This is a genomic window from Nocardia sp. SYP-A9097, from assembly GCF_009649815.1.
Taxonomy (GTDB): domain Bacteria; phylum Actinomycetota; class Actinomycetes; order Mycobacteriales; family Mycobacteriaceae; genus Nocardia.
The window spans coordinates 445052-467475 of sequence record NZ_WJIC01000002.1 but is presented as its reverse complement, the minus strand read 5'-3'; the positions used below and the strand labels follow the sequence as shown (position 1 = coordinate 467475).

Below are 22424 nucleotides of genomic sequence, written 5' to 3'. Positions count from 1 at the left end.
CTTGCGCAGCAGCGCATGTGGTTCCTGAACCGGTTCGACACCGCCTCCGCGGTCAACAACATCCCGGTTGCGATTCGGCTCTCCGGTGAACTGGATGTGGCGGCGCTGCAGGTCGCCGTCATCGACGTCATCGATCGGCACGAATCGCTGCGCACCGTCTTCCCGGAGACCGTGCACGGCCCCGTCCAGCGGGTCCTCGACGCCGCGCAGATCGTGCCCGACCTGACCCCGGTGCCGGTCACCCAGGCCAATCTCATCGACCATCTGGTCGAGTTGGCGTCGATGGCCTTCGACGTCACCGATGACGTGCCGATGCACGCGGCGCTGTTCGAACTCAGCGACACCGAGTTCGTACTCGGCATGGTGGTGCACCACATCTCCGCCGACGGCTGGTCCATGGGCCCGCTCGCGCGCGATGTCATGGTCGCCTATGCCGCCCGCACCTCGTGGGAGGCCCCGGCCTGGGCGGAACTGCCGGTGCAGTACGCCGACTACGCGCTCTGGCAGCGCGAGGTGCTCGGCTCCGAGGACGACCCGAACTCGTTGATCTCCAAGCAGATTCGGTACTGGGCCGACAACCTCGCCGATCTGCCGGACGAGCTGGTGCTGCCCGCGGATCGCCCGCGCCCGCCCGCCGCCTCGTACCGGGGTGGCACCTACCCGTTCGCCATCTCCGCCGAGATGCAGCAGCGCCTGGTGGAGCTGGGTCGCCGGCACAATGCCTCGCTGTTCATGGTGCTGCACAGTGCCCTGGCGGTGCTGCTGGCCCGGATGTCGGGTACCAGCGATATCGCCATCGGCACCCCGGTGCACGGTCGCGGTGAGGCCGCGCTGGACGACCTGATCGGCATGTTCGTCAATACCCTGGTGCTGCGCAGCGAGGTGGACAGCGAGAAGACCTTCGCCGATCTGCTCGCCCAGGCCCGCGAGAGCGATCTGCACGCCTTCGCGCACGCCGATGTGCCGTTCGAGCGCCTCGTGGAGGTGCTCAACCCGGCGCGTTCGCAGGCCCGGCATCCGCTGTTCCAGGTCATGCTGACCTTCCAGAACACCCGGCAGGCCAGCCTGGAACTGCCCGGGCTCTCGGTCAACGGCATCGACTACGACGCGCAATTGGCCAAATTCGACCTGCAGTTGACCCTGCAGGAGGCGCAGGACGCGCACGGGGAGAACGCGGGCATGTCCGCCGAGTTCTCCTATGCGCGTGACCTTTTCGACGAGTCGACGGTCGCGGCGTTCGCACATCGACTGGATCTGATTCTGGCGGCCGTGGTCGCCGATTCGGAGCAGCCGATCGGCGATATCGATCTGCTGATCACCGGTGAGCGCGAGCAGGTGCTCGACGGGTGGAACGACACCACCTTCGAGCTCGGCGAGGTGCTGCCCGCACTGCCCGAAACCGAAGCGGCGACGCTTGTTTCGCTGTTCGAGGCGCAGGCGCTGACCAGCCCCGATGCGACCGCCGTCGTTTTCGATGGGACAGCTCTGTCCTACGCCGAGTTCTCCGGCCGGGTGCATCGCCTGGCCCGCAAGCTCATGGCGCAGGGCGTCGGCGCGGAATCGCTTGTCGCACTGGCTATCCGCCGATCCGTGGAGCTGGTGGTCGCCATGTACGCGGTGCTGGAGGCCGGTGGCGCGTACGTGCCCCTGGATCCGGATCAGCCGCTCGAGCGCATCGACTACGTCCTCGATACCGCGCATCCGGTCGCCATCCTGACCACCGAGCGCGACGACTTCGTGACGGGCCGGAATGTGCCGGTGCTCGAGGTCGACACCGTCAACCTCGACGGCTACTCGGCCGCACCGATCACCGATTCCGAACGCGGACAGGCGATCCGCCTCGATCACACCGCGTACGTCATCTTCACCTCCGGTTCGACGGGTCGCCCCAAGGGTGTGGCGGTCGAGCACGGTGCGATCGTGAACCGTCTGCTGTGGATGCAGCACGAGTACCCGATCGACGCGAATGACGCTGTGCTGCAGAAGACTCCGGCCACCTTCGATGTGTCGGTGTGGGAGTTCTTCTGGCCCTTGCAGACCGGTGCGCGCCTGGTGGTCGCCAAGCCCGACGGCCACCGGGATCCGGTGTACCTGGCGCAGATCATCGCCGAAGAAGGCGTCACCACAGCGCATTTCGTGCCTTCGATGCTCTCGGTCTTCGTTGCCACCCTCGGTAATGAGAACGGCGACTCCACCGTTGCCGCGCCCCGGCTGCGGCAGGTGTTCGCCTCCGGTGAGGCGCTGCCCGCGCCGACCGCGCAGAAATTGCGTGAGCTCACCGGTGCGCGACTGCACAACCTGTACGGCCCGACCGAAGCCGCCGTCGATGTCACGTACCACGAGGTCGTGGACGCCGACACCGTGTTCGTGCCGATCGGCCGCCCGGTCTGGAACACCCAGACCTACGTCCTCGACGCGCGTCTGAACCCGGTCGCGCCGGGTGTCGCGGGTGAGCTCTATCTCGCGGGCGATCAGCTGGCCCGCGGCTACCTGAGCCGTCCGGATCTGTCCTCGGATCGCTTCGTGGCCAACCCGTTCGGTGCTCCCGGTGCGCGCATGTACCGCACCGGTGACCTGGTGAAGTGGACCGGCTCCGGCGAGCTGGAGTACCTGGGCCGCACCGACTTCCAGGTCAAGCTGCGTGGTCTGCGTATCGAACTCGGCGAGATCGAGGCCGCGCTGCTGGCGCAGCAGGGCATCGCCCAGTCCGTCGTGGTGGTGCGCTCCGACGCGCACGCCGGCGATCAGCTGGTCGGCTATTTGGTGCGCGAGCCCGAGGCCGTGATCGATGTGGAGGCGGTCAAGGCCGCGCTCGGCCGCTCGCTGCCCGGCTATATGGTCCCGACCGCGCTCGTGGTGCTGGATCACTTCCCGGTCAATGCCTCCGGCAAACTGGATCGCAAGGCCCTGCCCGCACCGGTCTTCGAGGCCAAGCGTTTCCGTGCGCCCGCCACCCCGATCGAGGAGATCACCGCCGCGATCTTCGCCGAACTGCTCGGTATCGACCGGGTCGGCGTGGACGACGACTTCTTCGAACTCGGCGGTAATTCGCTCGTCGCCACCCAGGTGGTCGCCCGCCTGTCCGCCGCGCTCAATGCCGAGGTCGGCGTGCGCGTGCTGTTCGAGGCCCCGACCGTGGCCGCACTGGCCGCGCGCGTGGAGTCGCATGCCGGAACCGGTGTGCGCCAAGCGCTTACGGTCCGCACCCGGCCCGAACATCCGCCGCTGTCGCTCGCACAGCAGCGCATGTGGTTCCTGAACCGGTTCGACACCGATTCCGCGGCCAATAACATCCCGGCGGCCGTAAGGCTCACCGGCGCACTGGATCTCGCCGCGCTGCGCGGTGCGATCGCCGATGTGATGGCCCGGCACGAATCGCTGCGCACCATCTACCCGTCCTATGAGGGCGTCGCCTACCAGAAGGTGCTGCCCACCGCCCGCGCCATTCCGCAGCTGGATGTGCTGGACGTGGCCGACGGCGAATTGTTCGCCGCCGTCTACGATTTCGCCGGGCGCGGCTTCGATGTCACCACCGAACCGCCGGTGCGCCTGCGCGCCTTCCGCCTGGCGGCGGACGATCACGTGCTGGTGCTCGTCGCGCATCACATTGCCGCAGACGGCTTCTCGATGAACCCGCTGGTCCGTGACCTGATGACCGGGTATGTGGCGCGCAGCAACGGGGAGGCCCCGGGCTGGCCGGAACTGCCCGTGCAGTACGCGGATTACGCGCTGTGGCAGCGCGAAACCCTCGGCTCCGAAGAGGATCCGCGCTCGCTCGTCACCGAACAGCTGGACTACTGGCGGAACACCCTGGGCGGGCTGCCGGACGAGCTGCGACTCTCCAATAAGCCGCGCCCGGCCGTCGCCTCGTACGAGGCCGGTACGCACCGCTTCCGGGTGCCGGGTGAGCTCATCACCGGACTGCAGCGGGTCGCGCAATCGCACGGCACCACGCTGTTCATGGTGGTGCACAGCGCTTTTGCCGCGCTGCTGGCCCGCCTGAGCGGCACCGATGACATTGCCGTCGGTATTCCGGTCGCCGGTCGTGGTGAGCAGGCCCTCGATGATCTCGTCGGCATGTTCGTCAACACCCTGGTGCTGCGCTCGCCGGTTGATACGAGCGAGAGTTTCACCGAACTGCTGAAGAAGGTGCGCGAGCGCGATCTCGCGGCCTTCGCACACGCCGATGTGCCGTTCGAGCGCCTGGTGGATGTACTGAACCCGGCCCGTTCGCAGGCGCGGCATCCGTTGTTCCAGGTCATGCTGTCGTTCCAGAATCTGGGGCGCACCGCGCTGGAGCTGCCGGGGCTGAGCGTCGCCGAACTGGGTATCGATCAGCAGTCGGCCAAATTCGACCTGCAGCTGACCCTGTCCGAGGTTATGGACGGCTCCGGCATGGATGCCGAGCTCGTCTATGCCACAGACCTTTTCGACGGCCTGTTCGCCCAGGTATTCGCGCAGCGGTTCGAGCGCATGCTCACTGCGCTCGTCACCGATCCGACCATGCGGGTCGGCGATGTCGAGCTGCTCGGTGACTGCGAGCGCCAGCGGGTGCTGCGCGGCTGGAACGACACCGCGTTCGAGCTGGACGCCGCGCTGCCGGAGGTCCCGGAAGGCGCTGCGGCGACCCTGGTTTCGCTCTTCGAAGCGCAGGTGGCACTGACTCCCGACGCGACCGCGGTCACGTTCGAGGGGACACCCGAGCGCAGCGAGGCAAGGGTAGAGCTGTCCTATGCCGAGTTCGCCGGTCGGGTCCGGCGGCTCGCCCGCTGGCTCATCGCCGAGGGCGTCGGGCCGGAATCCTTTGTGGCGCTGGGTATGCGCCGCTCCATCGATCTGGTGGCGGGTATGTACGCCGTCACCGTCGCCGGTGGCGCGTATGTACCGCTGGATCCTGATCATCCGGCCGAGCGCACCCAGTACATCCTGGAGACCGCGCGGCCCGTCTGCGTGCTGACCTCCGGTGACGACTTGGATGTGCACCTGGAAGGTGCTGCGGCACGCCAGGTTCGGATCGATCAGCTGGATCTGTCGGCCTTCGCGGACACCCCGCTCACCGATGCCGATCGCCTGAGCCCGCTGCGCCCGCGGAACACCGCGTACGTGATCTTCACGTCCGGTTCGACGGGCCGCCCCAAGGGCGTGGCCGTCTCGCACGCCGCCATTGTGAACCGCCTGGTGTGGATGCACGCCCAGTACGGGCTGGCCGCCTACGACGTGGTGCTGCAGAAGACCCCCGCCACTTTCGACGTGTCGGTGTGGGAGTTCTTCTGGCCTTTGCAGGTTGGTGCGCGCCTGGTCGTCGCCAAGCCGGACGGTCACCGCGATCCCGCCTATCTGGTGCGGCTCATTACCGCCGAGCAGGTCACCACGGTGCACTTCGTGCCGTCCATGCTGGCTGTCTTCGTGGCCGAGGCCGGTGCGCCCGAATGCACCAGTCTGCGTAATGTCTTCGCCTCCGGTGAGGGCCTGCCCGCGCCGACCGCGCAGCAGTTGCGCGCGCTCACCGGTGCGCGCCTGCACAATCTGTACGGCCCCACCGAGGCCGCGGTCGATGTGACCTATCACGAGGTCACCGATGCCGATACCACCTCCGTGCCGATCGGTGCGCCGGTCTTCAATACCCAGGTGTACGTGCTGGATTCGCGGCTGCGGCCGGTTCCGGTGGGTGTCGCGGGTGAGCTCTATCTCGCGGGCGATCAGCTCGCCACGGCGTATGTGGCGCGACCGGATCTCACCGCGGATCGCTTCGTGGCCAACCCGTTCGGGGCCGGCGCGCGCATGTACCGCACCGGTGACCTCGTCGTCTGGACCGGTCAGGGTGAGCTGGAGTACCTGGGCCGCACCGACTTCCAGGTCAAGCTGCGCGGTCTGCGTATCGAACTCGGCGAGATCGAGGCCGCGCTCACCGGGCTGAACTCGGTGGCGCAGTCCGTGGTCGTGGTGCGCCACGATGAGCGCACCGGTGATCAGCTGGTCGCGTATCTCGTTGCGGCCGATGGTCATATCGACCTCGATGCGGTGAAGGACGCACTCTCCCAGCAGCTTCCGGCCTATATGGTCCCGGCGGCCTTCATGGTCCTGGATGCCTTCCCGCTCAATGCCTCCGGCAAGCTCGATCGCAAGGCGCTGCCCGCACCGGCCTTCGCGGCCAAGGTGTACCGCGCCCCCGCCACCCCGGTGCAGCAGACCGTCGCGGGCGTCTTCGCGGATGTACTCGGCGGCGAACGCGTTGGTCTGGACGACGACTTCTTCGAGCTCGGCGGCAACTCGCTGATCGCCACCCAGGTGGTGGCGCGCCTGTCCACCGCACTCGATGCCGATATCCCGCTGCGCGCGCTCTTCGAGGCCACCACCGTGGCCGCCCTTGCGGCGCAATTGGAATCGCGTGTCGGCACCGGCACCCGTGCCCCGCTGGTGGCGCAGGAACGGCCCGCCGCGGTGGCACTGCCGAACGGTGAGTCCGCCACGCTGGTGCCGCTGTCCCCGGCGCAGCAGCGCATGTGGTTCCTCAACCGGTTCGACAACCGCACCGCCGTCAACAACATTCCGGTGGCGCTCAAACTGACCGGCGATATCGATATCGCGGCCTTCAATGCCGCCATCGGCGATGTGCTGGCTCGGCACGAGGCGCTGCGCACCATTTACCCGGAGATCGCCGGTGACGGCTTCCAGCGGGTCCTGGAGCTGTCCGAGATCGACTTCGAGGTGCGCACCGAGACCGTCGGTGCGGCCGAATTGCCCTCGCGCATAACCGAACTCGCGAGCGTCCACTTCGACGTCACCAGCGAGCTGCCGTTCCGCGCCACCGTGCTCACCCTGAGCCCGGAGCTGGGCGTACCGCTCACCGGTGGCCGTCATGCGGCCGTCCCCGCCACCCATGTGCTGGTTCTGGTGCTGCACCACATCAGCGCGGACGGTTTCTCCCTGCGTCCGCTGCTGCGCGATGTGGTCGGCGCGTACCTGGCCCGCAGTGGCGGCGCGGCACCCGCCTGGACGCCGCTGCCCGTGCAGTACGCCGACTACGCGCTGTGGCAGCGCGAGGTGCTCGGCGACGAGCGCGCCGCGGACTCCATTGCCGCACAGCAGGTGCACTACTGGAGTGAGCAGCTGCGCGATCTGCCCGAGCAGATCGAACTGCCCGCCGACCGGCCGCGTCCGGAGATCGCCACCAATGCCGGTGGGACATACGACTTCTCGATCGACGCCGACCTGCACCGCGCGCTCACCGCGCTCGCCCGCGAGCACGATGTCACCCTGTTCATGGTGCTGCACGCGGCACTGGCCACCTGGTCCGCACGCCTGTCCCGCTCCACCGACATCGCCATCGGCACCCCCATCGCGGGCCGTGGCGACCGAGCCCTCGATGACCTCATCGGTATGTTCGTCAACACCCTGGTGCTGCGCACCCCGGTGCTGCCGGACGCCGCCTTCCGTGACCTGCTGGCCCAGGTCCGCCGTACCGACCTGGCCGCCTTCGCACACGCCGAGGTGCCGTTCGAGCGCCTGGTGGATGTGCTCAGCCCGGTGCGCTCGCAGGCACATCACCCGCTCTTCCAGGTGGCGCTCACCTTCGAGGCCGCCGGAGCCAAGGACGCGGGCGCGGTCTCGCTCCCCGGTCTGGAGCTGGCCGCCGTCGAATTCGACGCGGGCACAGCCAAATTCGATATCCAGCTGACCGTCGGCGAGCGCGCCGACGATTCGCTGAGCCTGTCCTGGAACTACGCCACCGACCTCTTCGATCCGGAGACCGTCGCCTCCTTCGCCGAGCGTCTGGTCCGCATCCTGCGCACTGTTGCCGACGACCCGGCGGTCCTGCTCGGCGATATCGACCTGCTCGGCGGCGTCGAACGGCACGAGGTGTCCGCGCGCTGGGTCTCCGCCGGTGACGACATTGTCGAACTGGCCGCCGCCGCGCGTGCCGCGGTCGCCGAGAACCGCCACCCCGCGGGCGCTTCGAACTCGGTGAACGGTGCCCACGCGGGCATATCCGCCCTGACGAACGGTGCCGCTTCGAGTGGCGCGTCCGGCGTGGCCGGCGCCGAGCGTATTACGACCGACGAGCTGGCCGAGGTGCTCTCGCCCGGTGGTGCGCTGGGTGCGGTGGCGGAGCTGTTCACCGATCCGGTGGCGGCACTGTCCAGCCCGTTCGTGGACGAGAACGCCACGCTGTCGAGCCTTTTCGATCTCGCCGCCGCGGCCAATCCGGAGCGGGTCGCGGTGCGGTTCGGCGAGGACGAGCTGACCTATCGCGATCTGGACCGGCGCTCGAATGTGGTGGCGCGCAGGCTGATCGAGGATGGCGCCGGACCCGAGACCCTCGTCGCGGTGCTGCTGCCGCGCTCGCTGGACCTGGTTGTCGCGCTGCTCGCGGTGATCAAGACCGGTGCGGGTTATGTGCCGGTCGATCCGACCTACCCGGCCGATCGCATCGCGTACGTGCTGTCCGATGCCGAGCCGACCAGTGTGGTCGTCGACTCGACCGTGACGGTGGAGCTGCCCGCCGGGTTGGCGACCGTCTCGCTCGACGGGTACACCGTCGAGGCGGGCGATGTGGAGGACGCGGACGATTCACCGATCACCGACGCCGATCGCCTGGCCGCGCTGCGCCCCGATCACGTCGCGTACGTCATCTACACCTCCGGTTCGACCGGCCGCCCCAAGGGTGTGGCCGTCGCGCATCGGAATGTGGTGCGGCTCATGGCGAATACCGATCGCGAGTTCGGATTCGGCGCCGATGACGTGTGGACGCTGTTCCACTCGTTCGCGTTCGACTTCTCGGTCTGGGAACTCTGGGGACCGCTGCTCCACGGTGGCCGGTTGGTCGTCGTGGACTACTACGTCTCGCGTTCGCCGGAGCAGTTCCTGGAGCTGCTGCGCCGCGAACGGGTTACCGTCCTGAACCAGACCCCGTCGGCCTTCTACCAGCTGGCCGAGGCCGAGCGCATGGCCGCCGTCTCGGGTGACGAGCAGTCGCTCGCGCTGCGCTACGTCATCTTCGGTGGTGAGGCCCTCGAGCTGCGTCGCCTGAGCGATTGGGTTGCGTGCCACGGTGATTCGTCGCCGTACCTGGTGAACATGTACGGCATTACCGAGACCACGGTGCACGTCTCGCACCGGGTGCTCGATGCCGGCACCATTGCCGCCGCAACGGGTTCGGTCGTCGGTCGCGCCATCGCGGGCCTGCGGGTGTACGTGCTCGATGAGCGCCTGCATCCCGTTCCGGTCGGTGTGGCGGGCGAAATGTATGTGGCCGGTGCGCAATTGGCGCGCGGCTACCTCGGCCGCCCCGATCTGACCGCCGGTCGCTTCGTCGCGAGCCCGTTCGGTGCGCCGGGCAGCCGCCTGTACCGCTCGGGTGACGTCGCGCGCTGGAACCGCTTCGGCGAGCTCGAATACCTGGGCCGCGCGGACGATCAGGTCAAGGTCCGCGGTTTCCGTATCGAACTCGGTGAGATCGAAGCCGCCGTGCTGGCGCAGCCGGGCGTGGCCCAGGCCGCCGTCATCGTGCGCGAGGACGTGCCGGGCGATCAGCGCATCGTCGCCTATGTGGTCCTGGAGAACGGGACCGACGCGACCGATGCCCGCCTGCTGGAGATCCGCGACGGTGCGGGCGAACGCCTGCCGTCGTATATGGTCCCGGCCGCCCTGGTGGCCATGGATCGCATCCCGCTGACCGTCAATGGCAAGCTGGATCGCCGCGCCCTGCCCGCTCCCGCGGTGCAGGCCAGGGCTTTCCGCGCGTCGGAGACCCCGACCCAGGAGACGGTCGCGGCCGTCTTCGCCGAGGTGCTCGATCTGCCGCGGGTCGGCCTGGACGACGACTTCTTCGATCTGGGCGGTAACTCGCTCATCGCCACCCGGGTGGTCTCGCGGATCGGCGCGGCCCTGGACATCACGGTCGCCGTGCGCACTCTCTTCGAGGCGAGCACGGTCGAGGCCCTCGCGGCCCGGATCGAATCGCATGCCGATGGTGCCTCGCGCGCCAAACTGGTGCCGCGTCAGCGCATTCCCGGCGAGCTGGTGCCGCTGTCCTTCGCGCAGCAGCGCATGTGGTTCCTGAACCAGTACGACACCTCGTCGGCGGCCTACAACCTGCCCCTCGCTATTCGCCTCACCGGCGAACTCGACACCGCCGCACTGGAACTCGCGGTCGCCGATGTGGTGCGCCGCCACGAGTCGCTGCGCACCAGGTACCCCGAGCACGGCGGTACTCCCATGCAGGTGGTCGTGCCCGCCGAGGAGGTCGCCCTCGACCTGCGTCCGGTCACGGTTTCGGTCGCGGACCTCACCGGCGTCGTAACAGCCTTCGCCACAGTGGGTTTCAATGTCGCGGACCAGGTTCCGTTGCGGGCGAGGCTCTTCCGCGTCGGTTCCGAAGCAGCTCCCGAGCACGTGCTCGTCGTTGTCGTGCATCACATCGCGGGCGACGGGTTCTCGATGGCTCCGTTGACTCGCGATGTGATGGTGGCCTACTCGGCGCGCACTCAGGGTGCGGTGCCGGGGTGGTCTCCGCTGGCGGTGCAGTACGCGGACTTCGCCATCTGGCAGCGGTCGGTGCTCGGGTCCGAGGAGGATTCGTCCTCGCTGATGGCCCGCCAGGTCGGTTACTGGCAGCGGAATCTGGACGGGATTCCGGATGAGCTGGCGCTGCCGGCCGATCGGCCGCGCCCGGCGGTGGCCTCGCATCGCGGTGCCACGCTTGCGCGCACCCTCGACGCGGAGTTGATCGGCGCGCTGGAAGATATTGCGCGCCGGCGTGGTTCGACGCTGTTCATGGTCATGCACAGCGCGCTCGCGGTGCTGCTGGCCCGGCTCTCGGGCGGCGATGACATTGCCGTCGGTACCCCCGTCGCCGGTCGTGGCGAGGCCGCGCTCGACGATCTGGTCGGCATGTTCGTCAATACCCTGGTGCTGCGCACCGGTATCGACCCGGCGGAATCCTTCTCCGATCTGCTCGATCGCGCCCGGCATATCGACCTGGACGCCTTCGGGAATGCCGATGTCCCGTTCGAGCGTCTGGTGGAGCTGCTCGCTCCGGAGCGGTCGCAGGCCCGTAATCCGCTGTTCCAGGTCGTGCTCGCCTTCCAGAACCTGGATCGCGGCACCCTCGAGCTGCCCGGGCTGACCGTCGCGGCGTTGGATCTCGACGAGAACATCTCCCGCTTCGACCTGCAATTCACGCTGTCCGAAGCGGATTCGGGCATGGCGCTGGCGCTCACCTACGCCGTGGATCTCTTCGACGAGGCCACCGCCGCCGGTTTCGCGCAGCGCTGGCTGCGCGTGCTGGAGGCCATTGCCGCCGATCCGGAGATCGCGGTCGGGGCCATCGATATTCTCGACCGGTCCGAACGGACCGACCTCACCGCGCGCTTCGGTGCCCCGGCTGTCCCGGGCCGCACCCTGCCGGAGCTGCTGGCCGAGGCCGTGGCCCGCGATCCGCAGGCTACCGCCGTCCGCTTCCAAGGGACAGGTCTGTCCTACGCCGACCTCGACCAGCGCTCGAATCGCCTGGCGCGCTTGCTCATCGAGCGCGGTATCGGCACCGAGAACCTGGTCGCCATTGCCGTCCCGCGCTCGGACAACTCCTACTTCGCCGAGTGGGCGGTCACCAAGACCGGTGCCGCCTTCGTCCCGGTCGATCCGAACTACCCGGCCGACCGCATCGCGCATATGGTCACCGATTCGGGTTCCCCGGTCGGCCTGACCGTGGCCTCGGTCCGCGCCGATCTGCCGGAGTCGGTGGAGTGGCTGGTCCTGGACGAACTCGACCTGAAGTCGTTCTCCGCCAACGCCATCGCGGATACCGATCGGGTGCGCCCGCTGCGCCCGGAGCATCCGGCGTACGTCATCTACACCTCCGGCTCCACCGGCGTCCCCAAGGGCGTCGTGGTCAGCCACGCCGGTCTGGCCAACTTCAGTGTCGAGCAGGTCGAGCGTTACGGCCTCGACTCCGCTTCGCGCGCACTGCATTTCGCCTCGCCGTCCTTCGACGCCTCCATTCTGGAGTTCCTGCTCGCCATCGGCGCGGGCGGCACCCTGGTGGTCGTCCCGCCGGGCGTCTACGGCGGTGAGGAGCTCTCCGAGCTGATCCGCTCCGAGGGCGTCACGCACGCCTTCATCACCCCGGCCGCGCTGGCCACCTTCGATCCGACCGGACTGGATACGCTGCGCGTACTGTCCGCCGGTGGTGAGGCGGTCCCGGCCGATCTGGTCGCCAAGTGGGCGATTCCATTGGCGGACGGCAGTATTCGCGCCTTCCACAATGGTTACGGTCCGACCGAGACCACCATCATGACCAATATCAGTGATGCGCTGGTCGCGGGCGATCTGGTCACCATCGGTGGCCCCACCCGCGGTATGCAGTCGCTGATCCTGGACAACCGGCTGCGCCCCGTGCCGGTCGGTGTCGCGGGTGAGCTCTACCTGTCGGGTATTCAGCTGGCACGCGGCTACCACGCGCGTCCGGGCCTGAGCGCCGACCGGTTCGTCGCCAACCCGTACGTCGCCGGCCGGCGCATGTACCGCACCGGTGACGTGGTCCGCTGGACGCACACCGGCGAGGTCGAATACGTCGGCCGCTCCGACTTCCAGGTCAAGGTGCGCGGTTTCCGTATCGAACTCGGTGAGATCGACGCCGCCCTGGCCTCGCACGAGAGTGTGGACTTCGCCGTCACCATCGGCCACAAGAATGCCGCCGGTGCCGTCTCGCTGGTGTCGTATGTGGTTGCCGCGCCGGGTCATTCGGTCGATATCGGCGCGGTCACCGCGCATGTCGAACAGCGGCTCCCGACCTATATGGTGCCGTCCTCGGTCATGATCATCGACCGGGTCCCGCTGACCCCGGTCGGCAAGCTGGATCGCAAGGCGCTGCCCGAACCGGTCTTCGCCACCGAGGTGGTGTTCCGTGCCGCGCGTAATACGCTGGAGCACACCATCTCCGAGGTATTCGCCGAGGTGCTGGGCCTGGAGCGGGTCGGTATCGACGACTCCTTCTTCGCGCTCGGCGGCGACTCCATCGTCTCCATTCAGCTGGTGTCGCGGGCCAAGGCGCGCGGCGTGGTCTTCAGTCCGCGTGATGTTTTCGAACAGCGCACCGTCTCCGGACTGGCGGCTGTCGCGGAAACCGCCGACGGTCAGAGTGATTCGGCTCCGCAGTTGCTCGAACTGCCAGGCGGGGGAGTAGGCGTCATGCCGCTCACTCCGGTGGTGCGGTTCATGGTTGAGCGGCCCGGCTCATTCGGGCGCTTCAACCAGACCATGGCCCTGGAACTTCCGATCGGCATCGACCGGGCGGGTATCGCCGCCACGGTCGGCGCGGTCGTCGATCGGCACGACATGCTGCGGGCGCGCCTGCGGCGGATGCCGGGTGCGGACTGGATCGTCGAGACCGGCGCGGCCGGCACCGTCGATGTGGATTCGCTCATCGACCGCACCGAATTCGATGCGCGCGTCTCGGATGCCGAGCTCGTCGAAATCGCCTCCGCCGCACTGGATGACACCCTCGACAAGCTCGATCCGACCGCGGGCATCGTGGTTCGGTTCGTCTGGCTCGCACCGAGCGATACGTCCCGCGCCGGTCGCCTCATCGTGGCCGCGCACCACCTCGTGGTGGACGGCGTCACCTGGCGCATCCTGGTGCCGGACTTCGTCACCGCGTGGGGTCAGATCTCCGCCGGACAGACCCCCGAACTGGTCGCCCCCGCGACCAGCATGCGCACCTGGGCACACGCCCTCGAGCGCGAAGCCGCCACCGATGAGCGCCTCGCCGAACTCGACTTCTGGCGCGGCATTGTCGACGGCCCGGATCCGCTGCTCACCGAGCGCGCCATGGATCCGGCCGTGGATATCACCGCGGTGGTCGAGAAGCACAAGGTCGAGGTTTCGGCCGAGACCACCAAGTCGCTGCTCACCACCGTGCCCGCGCTGTTCCACGGCGGTGTCAATGACGGTCTGCTGACCGCGTTGGCCCTGGCGGTCGCGAAGTGGCGCTCGGACAAGGGGATGGTGGGGGAGCAGGCCCGGGGGCACAACACTGCCCTCGTGCGCCTCGAGGGCCACGGCCGTGAGGAAGAAGTCGTCCCCGGCGCGGACCTGTCCCGCACGGTCGGTTGGTTCACCGCCATCTTCCCCGTTCGCTTCGACCTCTCGCAGATCGATGTGGACGCCGCCCTCACCGGCGGTCCCGCCATGGGCCGCGCCATCAAGGCCGTCAAGGAACAGCTGCTGTCGGTGCCCGACAAGGGCATCGGCTACGGCCTGCTGCGCTACCTGAACCAGGCCACCGCCGATCAGCTGCCCAAGCAGCTGCCCGGTCAGGTCAGCTTCAACTACCTGGGCCGCGTCAATGAGGGCGATGTGCCCGAGGCGCTGCGCGGGTTCGGCTGGATTCCGGCCGCGGAGCTCGGCAATCTCGGCGGCGCGTACGACGCCGATATGCCCGCCATGGCCCCGATCGATATCAATGCCATCGTGGTCGGCGACAAGCTGACCGCCAATATCGGCTACCCGAGCACCCTGCTCGACGCCGCGGCGGTCGCGGAATTCGGCGCGCTGTGGACCTCCGCGCTGGAAGCCGTTGCGCACCATGCGGAATCGGCGCAGGCCGGTGGACACACCCCGTCCGACTTCGGTCTCGTGAAAATCGCCCAGCGCGATATCGACGGCTGGGAACAGCGCTTCGGCGCCATCGACCAGGTGTGGCCGCTGTCCGCGCTGCAGGCCGGTCTGCTCTTCCACGCGCAACTGGCAGCCACCTCCGTGGATGTGTACACCGCGCAGGCCGTACTCACCCTCACCGGCCGCGTGGACGGTGACCGCCTGCGCGCGGCCGCCCAGGCGCTGCTGGATCGACACGAAATCCTGCGCACCGCATACGTTTCCGATGCCAACGGCGTGCCCGTCCAGGTGGTCCTGGACAGCGTGCAGGTGGCCTGGGCCGCCCACGACCTCACCGGTATCGCCGATCCCGATGCCCGGCAGGCCGCGGCGGAACAGCTCATCGCCGCCGACCGCATGCACCGGTTCGACCTCACCGCACCGCCGCTCATCCGCTACACGCTGGTGCGCACCGCCGCCGACCACTGGCAGCTGGCCGTGGCCAACCACCACATCCTGCTCGACGGCTGGTCCATGCCGCTGCTCATGCAGGACCTGCTGGTGCTCTACGCCACGCACTCCGACACCAGCGTGCTGCCGCCCGTGCGGTCCTACCGGTACTTCCTGGAATGGGTTGCGCAGCAGGACCGTTCGGCCTCCCTCGACGCCTGGAAGCAGGCGCTGCGCGGGGTCTCGGAACCGACGCTGCTCACCCGTCCCGATGCCGGTCGCGAGATCACCGCGCTCTCCGGCGAGTACTTCTTCGAGCTCGACGAGACCGCGACTTCGCGGCTGACCGCCCTGGCCGCGGAGATCGGCGTCACGCCGAACACCGTGCTCCAGGTCGCCTGGGGCATCCTGCTCGGCCGCCTCACCGGGCGCGACGATGTGCTCTTCGGCACCACGGTCTCGGGGCGCCCCGCCCAGCTGGCCGGGGTCGAATCCATGGTCGGTCTGTTCATCAACACCGTGCCGGTGCGCGTCGCCTTCGACCCGGCCGAGTCGGCGCAGTCGCTGCTCAACCGCACCCAGGGTGAGCAGGCCGATCTGCTCGATCACCATTACATCGGTCTGGCCGATATCCAGTCGGCCGCCCGCATCGGCGGACTCTTCGACACCCTCGTGGTCTTCGAGTCCTACCCCGTCGACGCCGAGGGCATCCAGGCCCAGGCCGCCGATATCGACGGTATGGCCGTCACCGGCCTCGACGCCGCCGACGCCACCCACTACCCGATCACCCTCATCGCCCAGCTCGACACCCGCCTGCGCATCCGCGCCGGCTACCTGCGCGACCTGTTCGACGAGGACACCGTCCACCGCATCGCCGACCGCCTGATCCGCGTCCTCACCGCGATCACCACGGAACCCGCTGCGGCAGTGGGCGATATCGAACTTCTCGACGCCGACGAGCACGACCTCGTCGTCACCGAATGGAACGACACCGCCTACGACGTCGAGACCGTGCTCGCCGTCATGACGGACAACAAGTCCTCGGACGATGCCGCCGCCACCCTGGTCGCGCTGTTCGAGGCGCAGGCCGAGCGGACGCCGGACGCCATCGCCCTCTCGTTCGAGCACGCCCATACCTCCCAAGGGGCTACAGCTCTGTCCTACGGCGAGTTCGCCGAGCGGGTGCACCGGTTGGCGCGCTGGCTTGTCGAGCGCGGTGTCGGCGCGGAATCGTTTGTGGCGCTGGGAATGCGGCGTTCCATCGACCTCGTGGTCGGTATGTACGCCGTGTCTGTGGCCGGTGGCGCGTACGTGCCGCTGGATCCGGATCATCCGGCCGAGCGCACCGAATACATCCTGTCCACCGCCGATCCGGTGACTGTGCTGACCTCCGGCGAGGATCTGCCGGTCGACACCGCGCAGGTGCGGATCGACCTGCTCGATCTGTCGAGCTACTCGGCCGCTCCGCTCACCGACGCGGATCGCACTGTGCCGCTGCGGGAATCGAATACCGCGTACGTCATCTTCACCTCCGGCTCCACCGGTCGCCCGAAGGGTGTGGCGGTGCCACACTCGGCGATCGTCAACCGCCTGGTGTGGATGCAGTCCGAGTACGGGCTGCTCGCCGATGATGTCGTGCTGCAGAAGACCCCGGCCACCTTCGACGTGTCCGTCTGGGAGTTCTTCTGGCCCTTGCAGATCGGCGCGAAGCTGGTCGTCGCCAAGCCCGACGGGCATCGCGATCCGGCCTACCTCGCCGAACTCATCGCACGCGAGGGCGTTACGGTCACCCACTTCGTGCCGTCCATGCTCGCGGTGTTCGTGGCCGAGGCGGCGGCGGTGCAGTGCACCAGCCTGCGCATGGTCTTCGCCTCCGGTGAAGCTCTCTCGCCCAAGCCTTCCCATCGCCTGCGCGAGATCACCGGCGCCGAACTGCACAACCTGTACGGCCCGACCGAAGCCGCCGTCGACGTCACCTACCACCATGTGACCGCCGTCGATGTGGACTCGGTGCCCATCGGCCGACCGGTCTTCAATACCCAGGTCTACGTATTGGATTCACGCCTGCGGCCGGTTCCGGTGGGCGTCGCGGGTGAGCTCTACCTCGCGGGCGATCAGCTCGCCACCGCTTATGTGGCGCGCCCCGACCTCACCTCGGATCGCTTCGTGGCCAACCCGTTCGGCTCCTCCGAGCGCATGTACCGCACCGGCGACCTCGTGGTCTGGAATGCCGAAGGCGAGATCGAATATCTCGGCCGCACCGACTTCCAGGTCAAGCTGCGCGGTCTGCGGATCGAGCTCGGCGAGATCGAATCCGCGCTCACCGCAGTCGGTTCGGTCGCGCAGTCGGTGGTCGTGGTGCGCGGTGACCAGCACACCGGTGACCAGCTGGTCGGCTATGTGATCGCGGCCCCGAACCGCACCGTCGATATCGACGGCGCCCGTGCCGAACTGGCCGAACGACTGCCCGCGTACATGGTGCCGTCGGTACTCATTGTCCTCGACGAGTTCCCACTCAATGCCTCCGGCAAGCTGGACCGGCGCGCCCTGCCCGCCCCCGTCTTCGAGGCGGCGGTCTTCCGCGCCCCGACCACCCCGATCGAACAGATCGTGGCGGGTGTCTTCGCCGAGGTTCTCGGCCTGGAACGGGTCGGTCTGGACGACGATTTCTTTGCCCTGGGCGGTAATTCGCTGATCGCCACCCAGGTGGCGGCGCGCCTGTCGGCGGCCCTGGATACCCAGCTGGGTGTGCGGGAGATCTTCGAAGCCTCCAGTGTGGCCGCGCTCGCCTCGCGCGCCGAATCGCACTCCGGTGCGGGCGCGCGGCAGGCGCTCATCGCGCAGGAGCGACCGGAACGCCTGCCGCTCTCGCTCGCACAGCAGCGCATGTGGTTCCTGAACCGGTTCGACCCCGAATCGGCCGTGGACAATATCCCCGCGGCCGTACGCCTTTCGGGTCTGGTGGACCGGCAGGCGCTGCAGATCGCCGTCGCCGATGTGCTGGCCCGGCACGAATCGCTGCGCACCCGGTACCCCGAGATCGACGGCACCGCGTACCAGGAGATCGTCCCCACCGGCCTGGTCATTCCGGACCTGACGCCGATCGATGTCACCGAAGCCGAACTGCCGCAGGCGCTTTCGGACGTGGTGCGGACCGGTTTCGACGTCACCGTCGATGTACCGTTCCGCGCTCGCCTGTTCGAGGTCAGCCCCACCGAGCATGTGCTCGCGCTGGTGGTGCACCACATCTCCGGCGACGGGTTCTCCATGGGCCCGCTCACCCGGGATGTCATGACCGCCTACGGCGCTCGCGTCGAGGGCGGCGAACCCGCTTGGCAGCCACTGGAAGTGCAGTACGCGGATTACGCGCTGTGGCAGCGTGCCGTGCTCGGCGACGAGGCCGACGCGGAATCGGTGATCACACAGCAGATCTCGTACTGGAGCCAGGCCCTGCGCGGCCTGCCCGACCAGCTGGACCTGCCCGCCGATCGCCCGCGTCCGGCGGTCGCCACCGGTCGCGGTGCCACCCACACCTTCACCATCGATGCCGAAACCCACGGCAAGCTGGTCGAATTGGCGCGCAGCCGGGGTGCGACGCTGTTCATGGTGGCGCACGCCGCCCTGGCCGCGCTGCTGTCCCGTCTGTCGGGCGAGCAGGACATCGCCATCGGCACCCCCGTCGCCGGTCGTGGTGAGCGCGCCCTCGACGATCTCATCGGCATGTTCGTCAACACCCTGGTGCTGCGCACGCCGATCGACACCGGCGCGGGCTTCAACCAACTCCTGGAATCGGTGCGCGCCACCGATATCCAGGCCTTCGGCCACGCCGACCTCCCCTTCGAGCGCCTGGTGGAGATCCTCAACCCGGCCCGCTCGCAGGCCCGGCACCCGCTGTTCCAGGTCATGCTCTCGTTCCAGAACACCGGCCCCGCCGAACTGGAGCTCCCCGGCCTGACTGTCAGCGGCGTCGACCTCCCCCTCGACACCGCCAAATTCGACCTGCAACTGGTCCTCACCGAAGCCACCGCGGCCCACAATGTCTCCGGCAACGGCGTCGGCACCACCCCGTCGGGCATTACCGCCGAACTCATCTACGCCACCGACCTCTTCGACCCGGCGACGATGGAGCGCTTCGCTGCCCGCTTCAACCGCCTGCTGGAAGCCATTGCGGCGCAGCCGGATACCGCGATCGGCGATATCAACCTGCTCGACGGCAGCGAGCGGGCGCGGGTGCTGCTGGAATGGAACCGCACCTACGCCACCGTCGGCGAGCTGGTCGCCGAGCAGACCGATGCGGTCGAGCGCTCCGATGTCGACTGGTCCGCGTCGGAATCCGTGGATATGGCCCGGAACGATCTGTGGCGGATTCCCGCGACGGGTGATGCCGCGAACACCCTCGTAGCGCTGTTTGAGGCGCAGGCCGAGCGGACTCCGGACGCGATAGCCCTCAGCTTCGAGGGCATGGGTCTGTCCTACGCCGGGCTCGCCGGGCGTGTGCATCGGCTGGCGCGCAAGCTGATCGAGGCCGGAGTCGGCCCGGACAGCATGGTGGCGCTGGGCATTCGACGGTCGCTGGATCTGGTCGTGGCCATGTACGCGGTGCTCGAGGCCGGTGGCGCGTATGTGCCGCTGGATCCGGATCAGCCCGCCGATCGCATCGACTACGTGCTCGAGACGGCGCGGCCGGTGTGTGTGCTGACCACCGAGCGGGACGGGTTCGACCATGCCGGCGCCGAGGTGCTCGCGGTGGACGCGCTCGACCTCTCCGGTTACTCGGACGCACCGCTGAGCGATGCGGATCGCCTTGCGCCGCTGCATCCTTCGAATACGGCGTACGTCATCTTCACCTCCGGTTCGACCGGTCGCCCGAAGGGCGTCGCGGTCAGCCATGCCGCGATCGTGAACCGCCTGGTGTGGATGCAGTCCGAGTACGAGCTCACCGCCGCCGACGTCGTGCTGCAGAAGACCCCGGCCACCTTCGACGTGTCCGTGTGGGAGTTCTTCTGGCCCTTGCAGATCGGCGCGAAACTGGTCGTGGCCAAGCCGGAGGGCCACCGCGACCCGGTGTACCTGGCGGAGGTCATTGCCGCCGAGGGCGTCACCACCGCGCACTTCGTGCCGTCGATGCTGGCCGTATTCATCGCCGAGCCCGCGGCCGCCGCGAGCACCAGCCTGCGACTGGTCTTCGCCTCCGGTGAAGCCCTGCCCGCCACCACCGCGCAGCAGCTGCGTGCGCTCACCGGCGCGGAACTGCACAACCTGTACGGCCCGACCGAAGCCGCCGTCGACGTCACCTACCACCGGGTCGTGGACGCCGACACCGAGACGGTGCCGATCGGCCGCCCGGTCTTCAACACCCAGGTGTACGTGCTCGATTCGCGCCTGAACCCGGTCGCGCCCGGCATGGCCGGTGAGCTCTACCTCGCCGGTGACCAGCTGGCGCGCGGATACGTGGCGCGGCCGGATCTGACCGCCGATCGGTTCGTCGCCAACCCGTTCCCGGTGTTCGGCACGTCCAAGCGCATGTACCGCACCGGCGACCTGGTCACCTGGACCGCGGACGGCGAACTGGAGTATCTGGGCCGCACCGACTTCCAGGTCAAGCTGCGTGGTCTGCGCATCGAGCTCGGCGAAATCGAGGCCGCGCTCACCGCGCACGACTCGGTTTCCCAGGCTGTCGTGGTGCTGCGCTCGGATGCCCGCACGGGCGACCAGTTGGTCGGCTACGTGGTCCCGTCCGGCACCCAGACCACCGCACAGGCGGATTCGTATCCGTCGATGGGTGCGCCCGTTTCGGGTGCGTCGGTCGCCGATGGCACGGTTGCCCTGCCCGCGGCAGCGGTCGATGTGGAGGCGCTGCGTGCGCACCTGTCGGCGCAGTTGCCGTCCTACATGGTTCCGGCCGCCTTCGTCGCGGTGGCGGCCTTCCCGCTCAATGCCAATGGCAAGCTCGATCGCCGCGCACTGCCCGAGCCGGAGTTCGCCGCACGCGAATTCCGTGCTCCCGCAACGCGTGCCGAGGAGATCGTCGCCGAGGTCTTCGCCGAGGTGCTCGGACTCGAGAACCCCGTCGGCGCCGAGGACGACTTCTTCGAGCTGGGCGGCAACTCGCTCATCGCCACCCAGGTGGTCGCGCGATTGGGCGCGGCCCTCGATACCCGCGTCCCGGTGCGGACCCTGTTCGACGCTCCGACGGTCGCCACCCTGGCCGCGCGCGTCGAGGCGCAGTCCGGTACCGGTCGTCGCGCCGAATTGGTCGCGCAGGAACGTCCGGAAGAGATTCCGCTGTCCCTCGCGCAGCAGCGCATGTGGTTCCTGAACCGCTTCGACACCGCTTCTGCCGTGAACAACATCCCGCTCGCGGTTCGCCTCACCGGCGAACTCGATGTGGCCGCCCTGCTGCACGCGGTCGGCGATGTGCTCGACCGGCACGAGGTGCTGCGCACCGTCTACCCTACGAGCGCCGAAGGCCGTGGCGTGCAGGTCATCCTGCCGTCCGACCAGGTCCGCCTGGATGCCGGACTGCACCTCGACGGGGTCGCGGCTGGGAACTCGGGCGCGGCCGGGAACGACTCGGAGCACGCCGGTTCGGCCGAATTCAATGGCGGCCTGGGCCTCGCGCCGATCGCCGTACCCGAGTCCGAGCTGCGTGACCGCGTCGCCGAACTGGTGCTGACCGGGTTCGATGTGACCGCCGCTCCGCCGGTGCGGGCCGGGCTGTTCCGGGTCGAAGACGCCGAAACACCCACGCACGTACTGGTTTTCGTGGTGCACCACATCTCCGGTGACGGCTGGTCGGTGCGTCCGCTGGCGCGCGATGTCATGGTCGCGTACGCCTCGCGGGCGAATGGCAATGCGCCGCAGTGGGAACCGCTGCCGGTGCAGTACGCCGACTTCGCGCTCTGGCAGCGCGAGACCCTCGGCTCCGAGGAGGACGCCGACTCGCTGATCTCGCAGCAGGTCGGGTACTGGTCCAGTGCCCTGGCGGGGCTGCCGGATCAGATCGATCTGCCGTCCGATCGTCCGCGCCCGGCCGTGGCCTCGAACCGCGGTGGCGTGCACGAGTTCTCGATCGACACCGCACTGCTCAACGGGCTCAACACCCTGGCCCGCGAGCACGGCGCATCGCTGTTCATGGTCGTGCACGCGGCCTTCGCGGCGGTGCTGGCGCGCCTGTCCAACAGCGATGACATCGCCATCGGCACCGCGGTCGCGGGTCGTGGTGAAGCGGCCGTGGACGACGCCATCGGCATGTTCGTCAACACCCTGGTGCTGCGCACGGCCGTCGACGCGGGGGAGAAGTTCACCGAACTGCTCGCCCGCACCAAGGACACCGACCTGGCCGCCTTCGGCCACGCCGACCTGCCCTTCGAGCG

General features: G+C 68.5%; 1 protein-coding gene (cut by both window edges). It reads left to right on the top strand.

This entire window lies inside a single protein-coding gene on the top strand: locus tag GFY24_RS05740, encoding a non-ribosomal peptide synthase/polyketide synthase (RefSeq protein ID WP_153803895.1). The 44502-nt coding sequence extends 6453 nt beyond the window's left edge and 15625 nt beyond its right edge, so the window shows coding positions 6454-28877 — codons 2152 (complete) to 9626 (partial); the first codon wholly inside the window starts at position 1. The start codon and the stop codon both lie outside this window.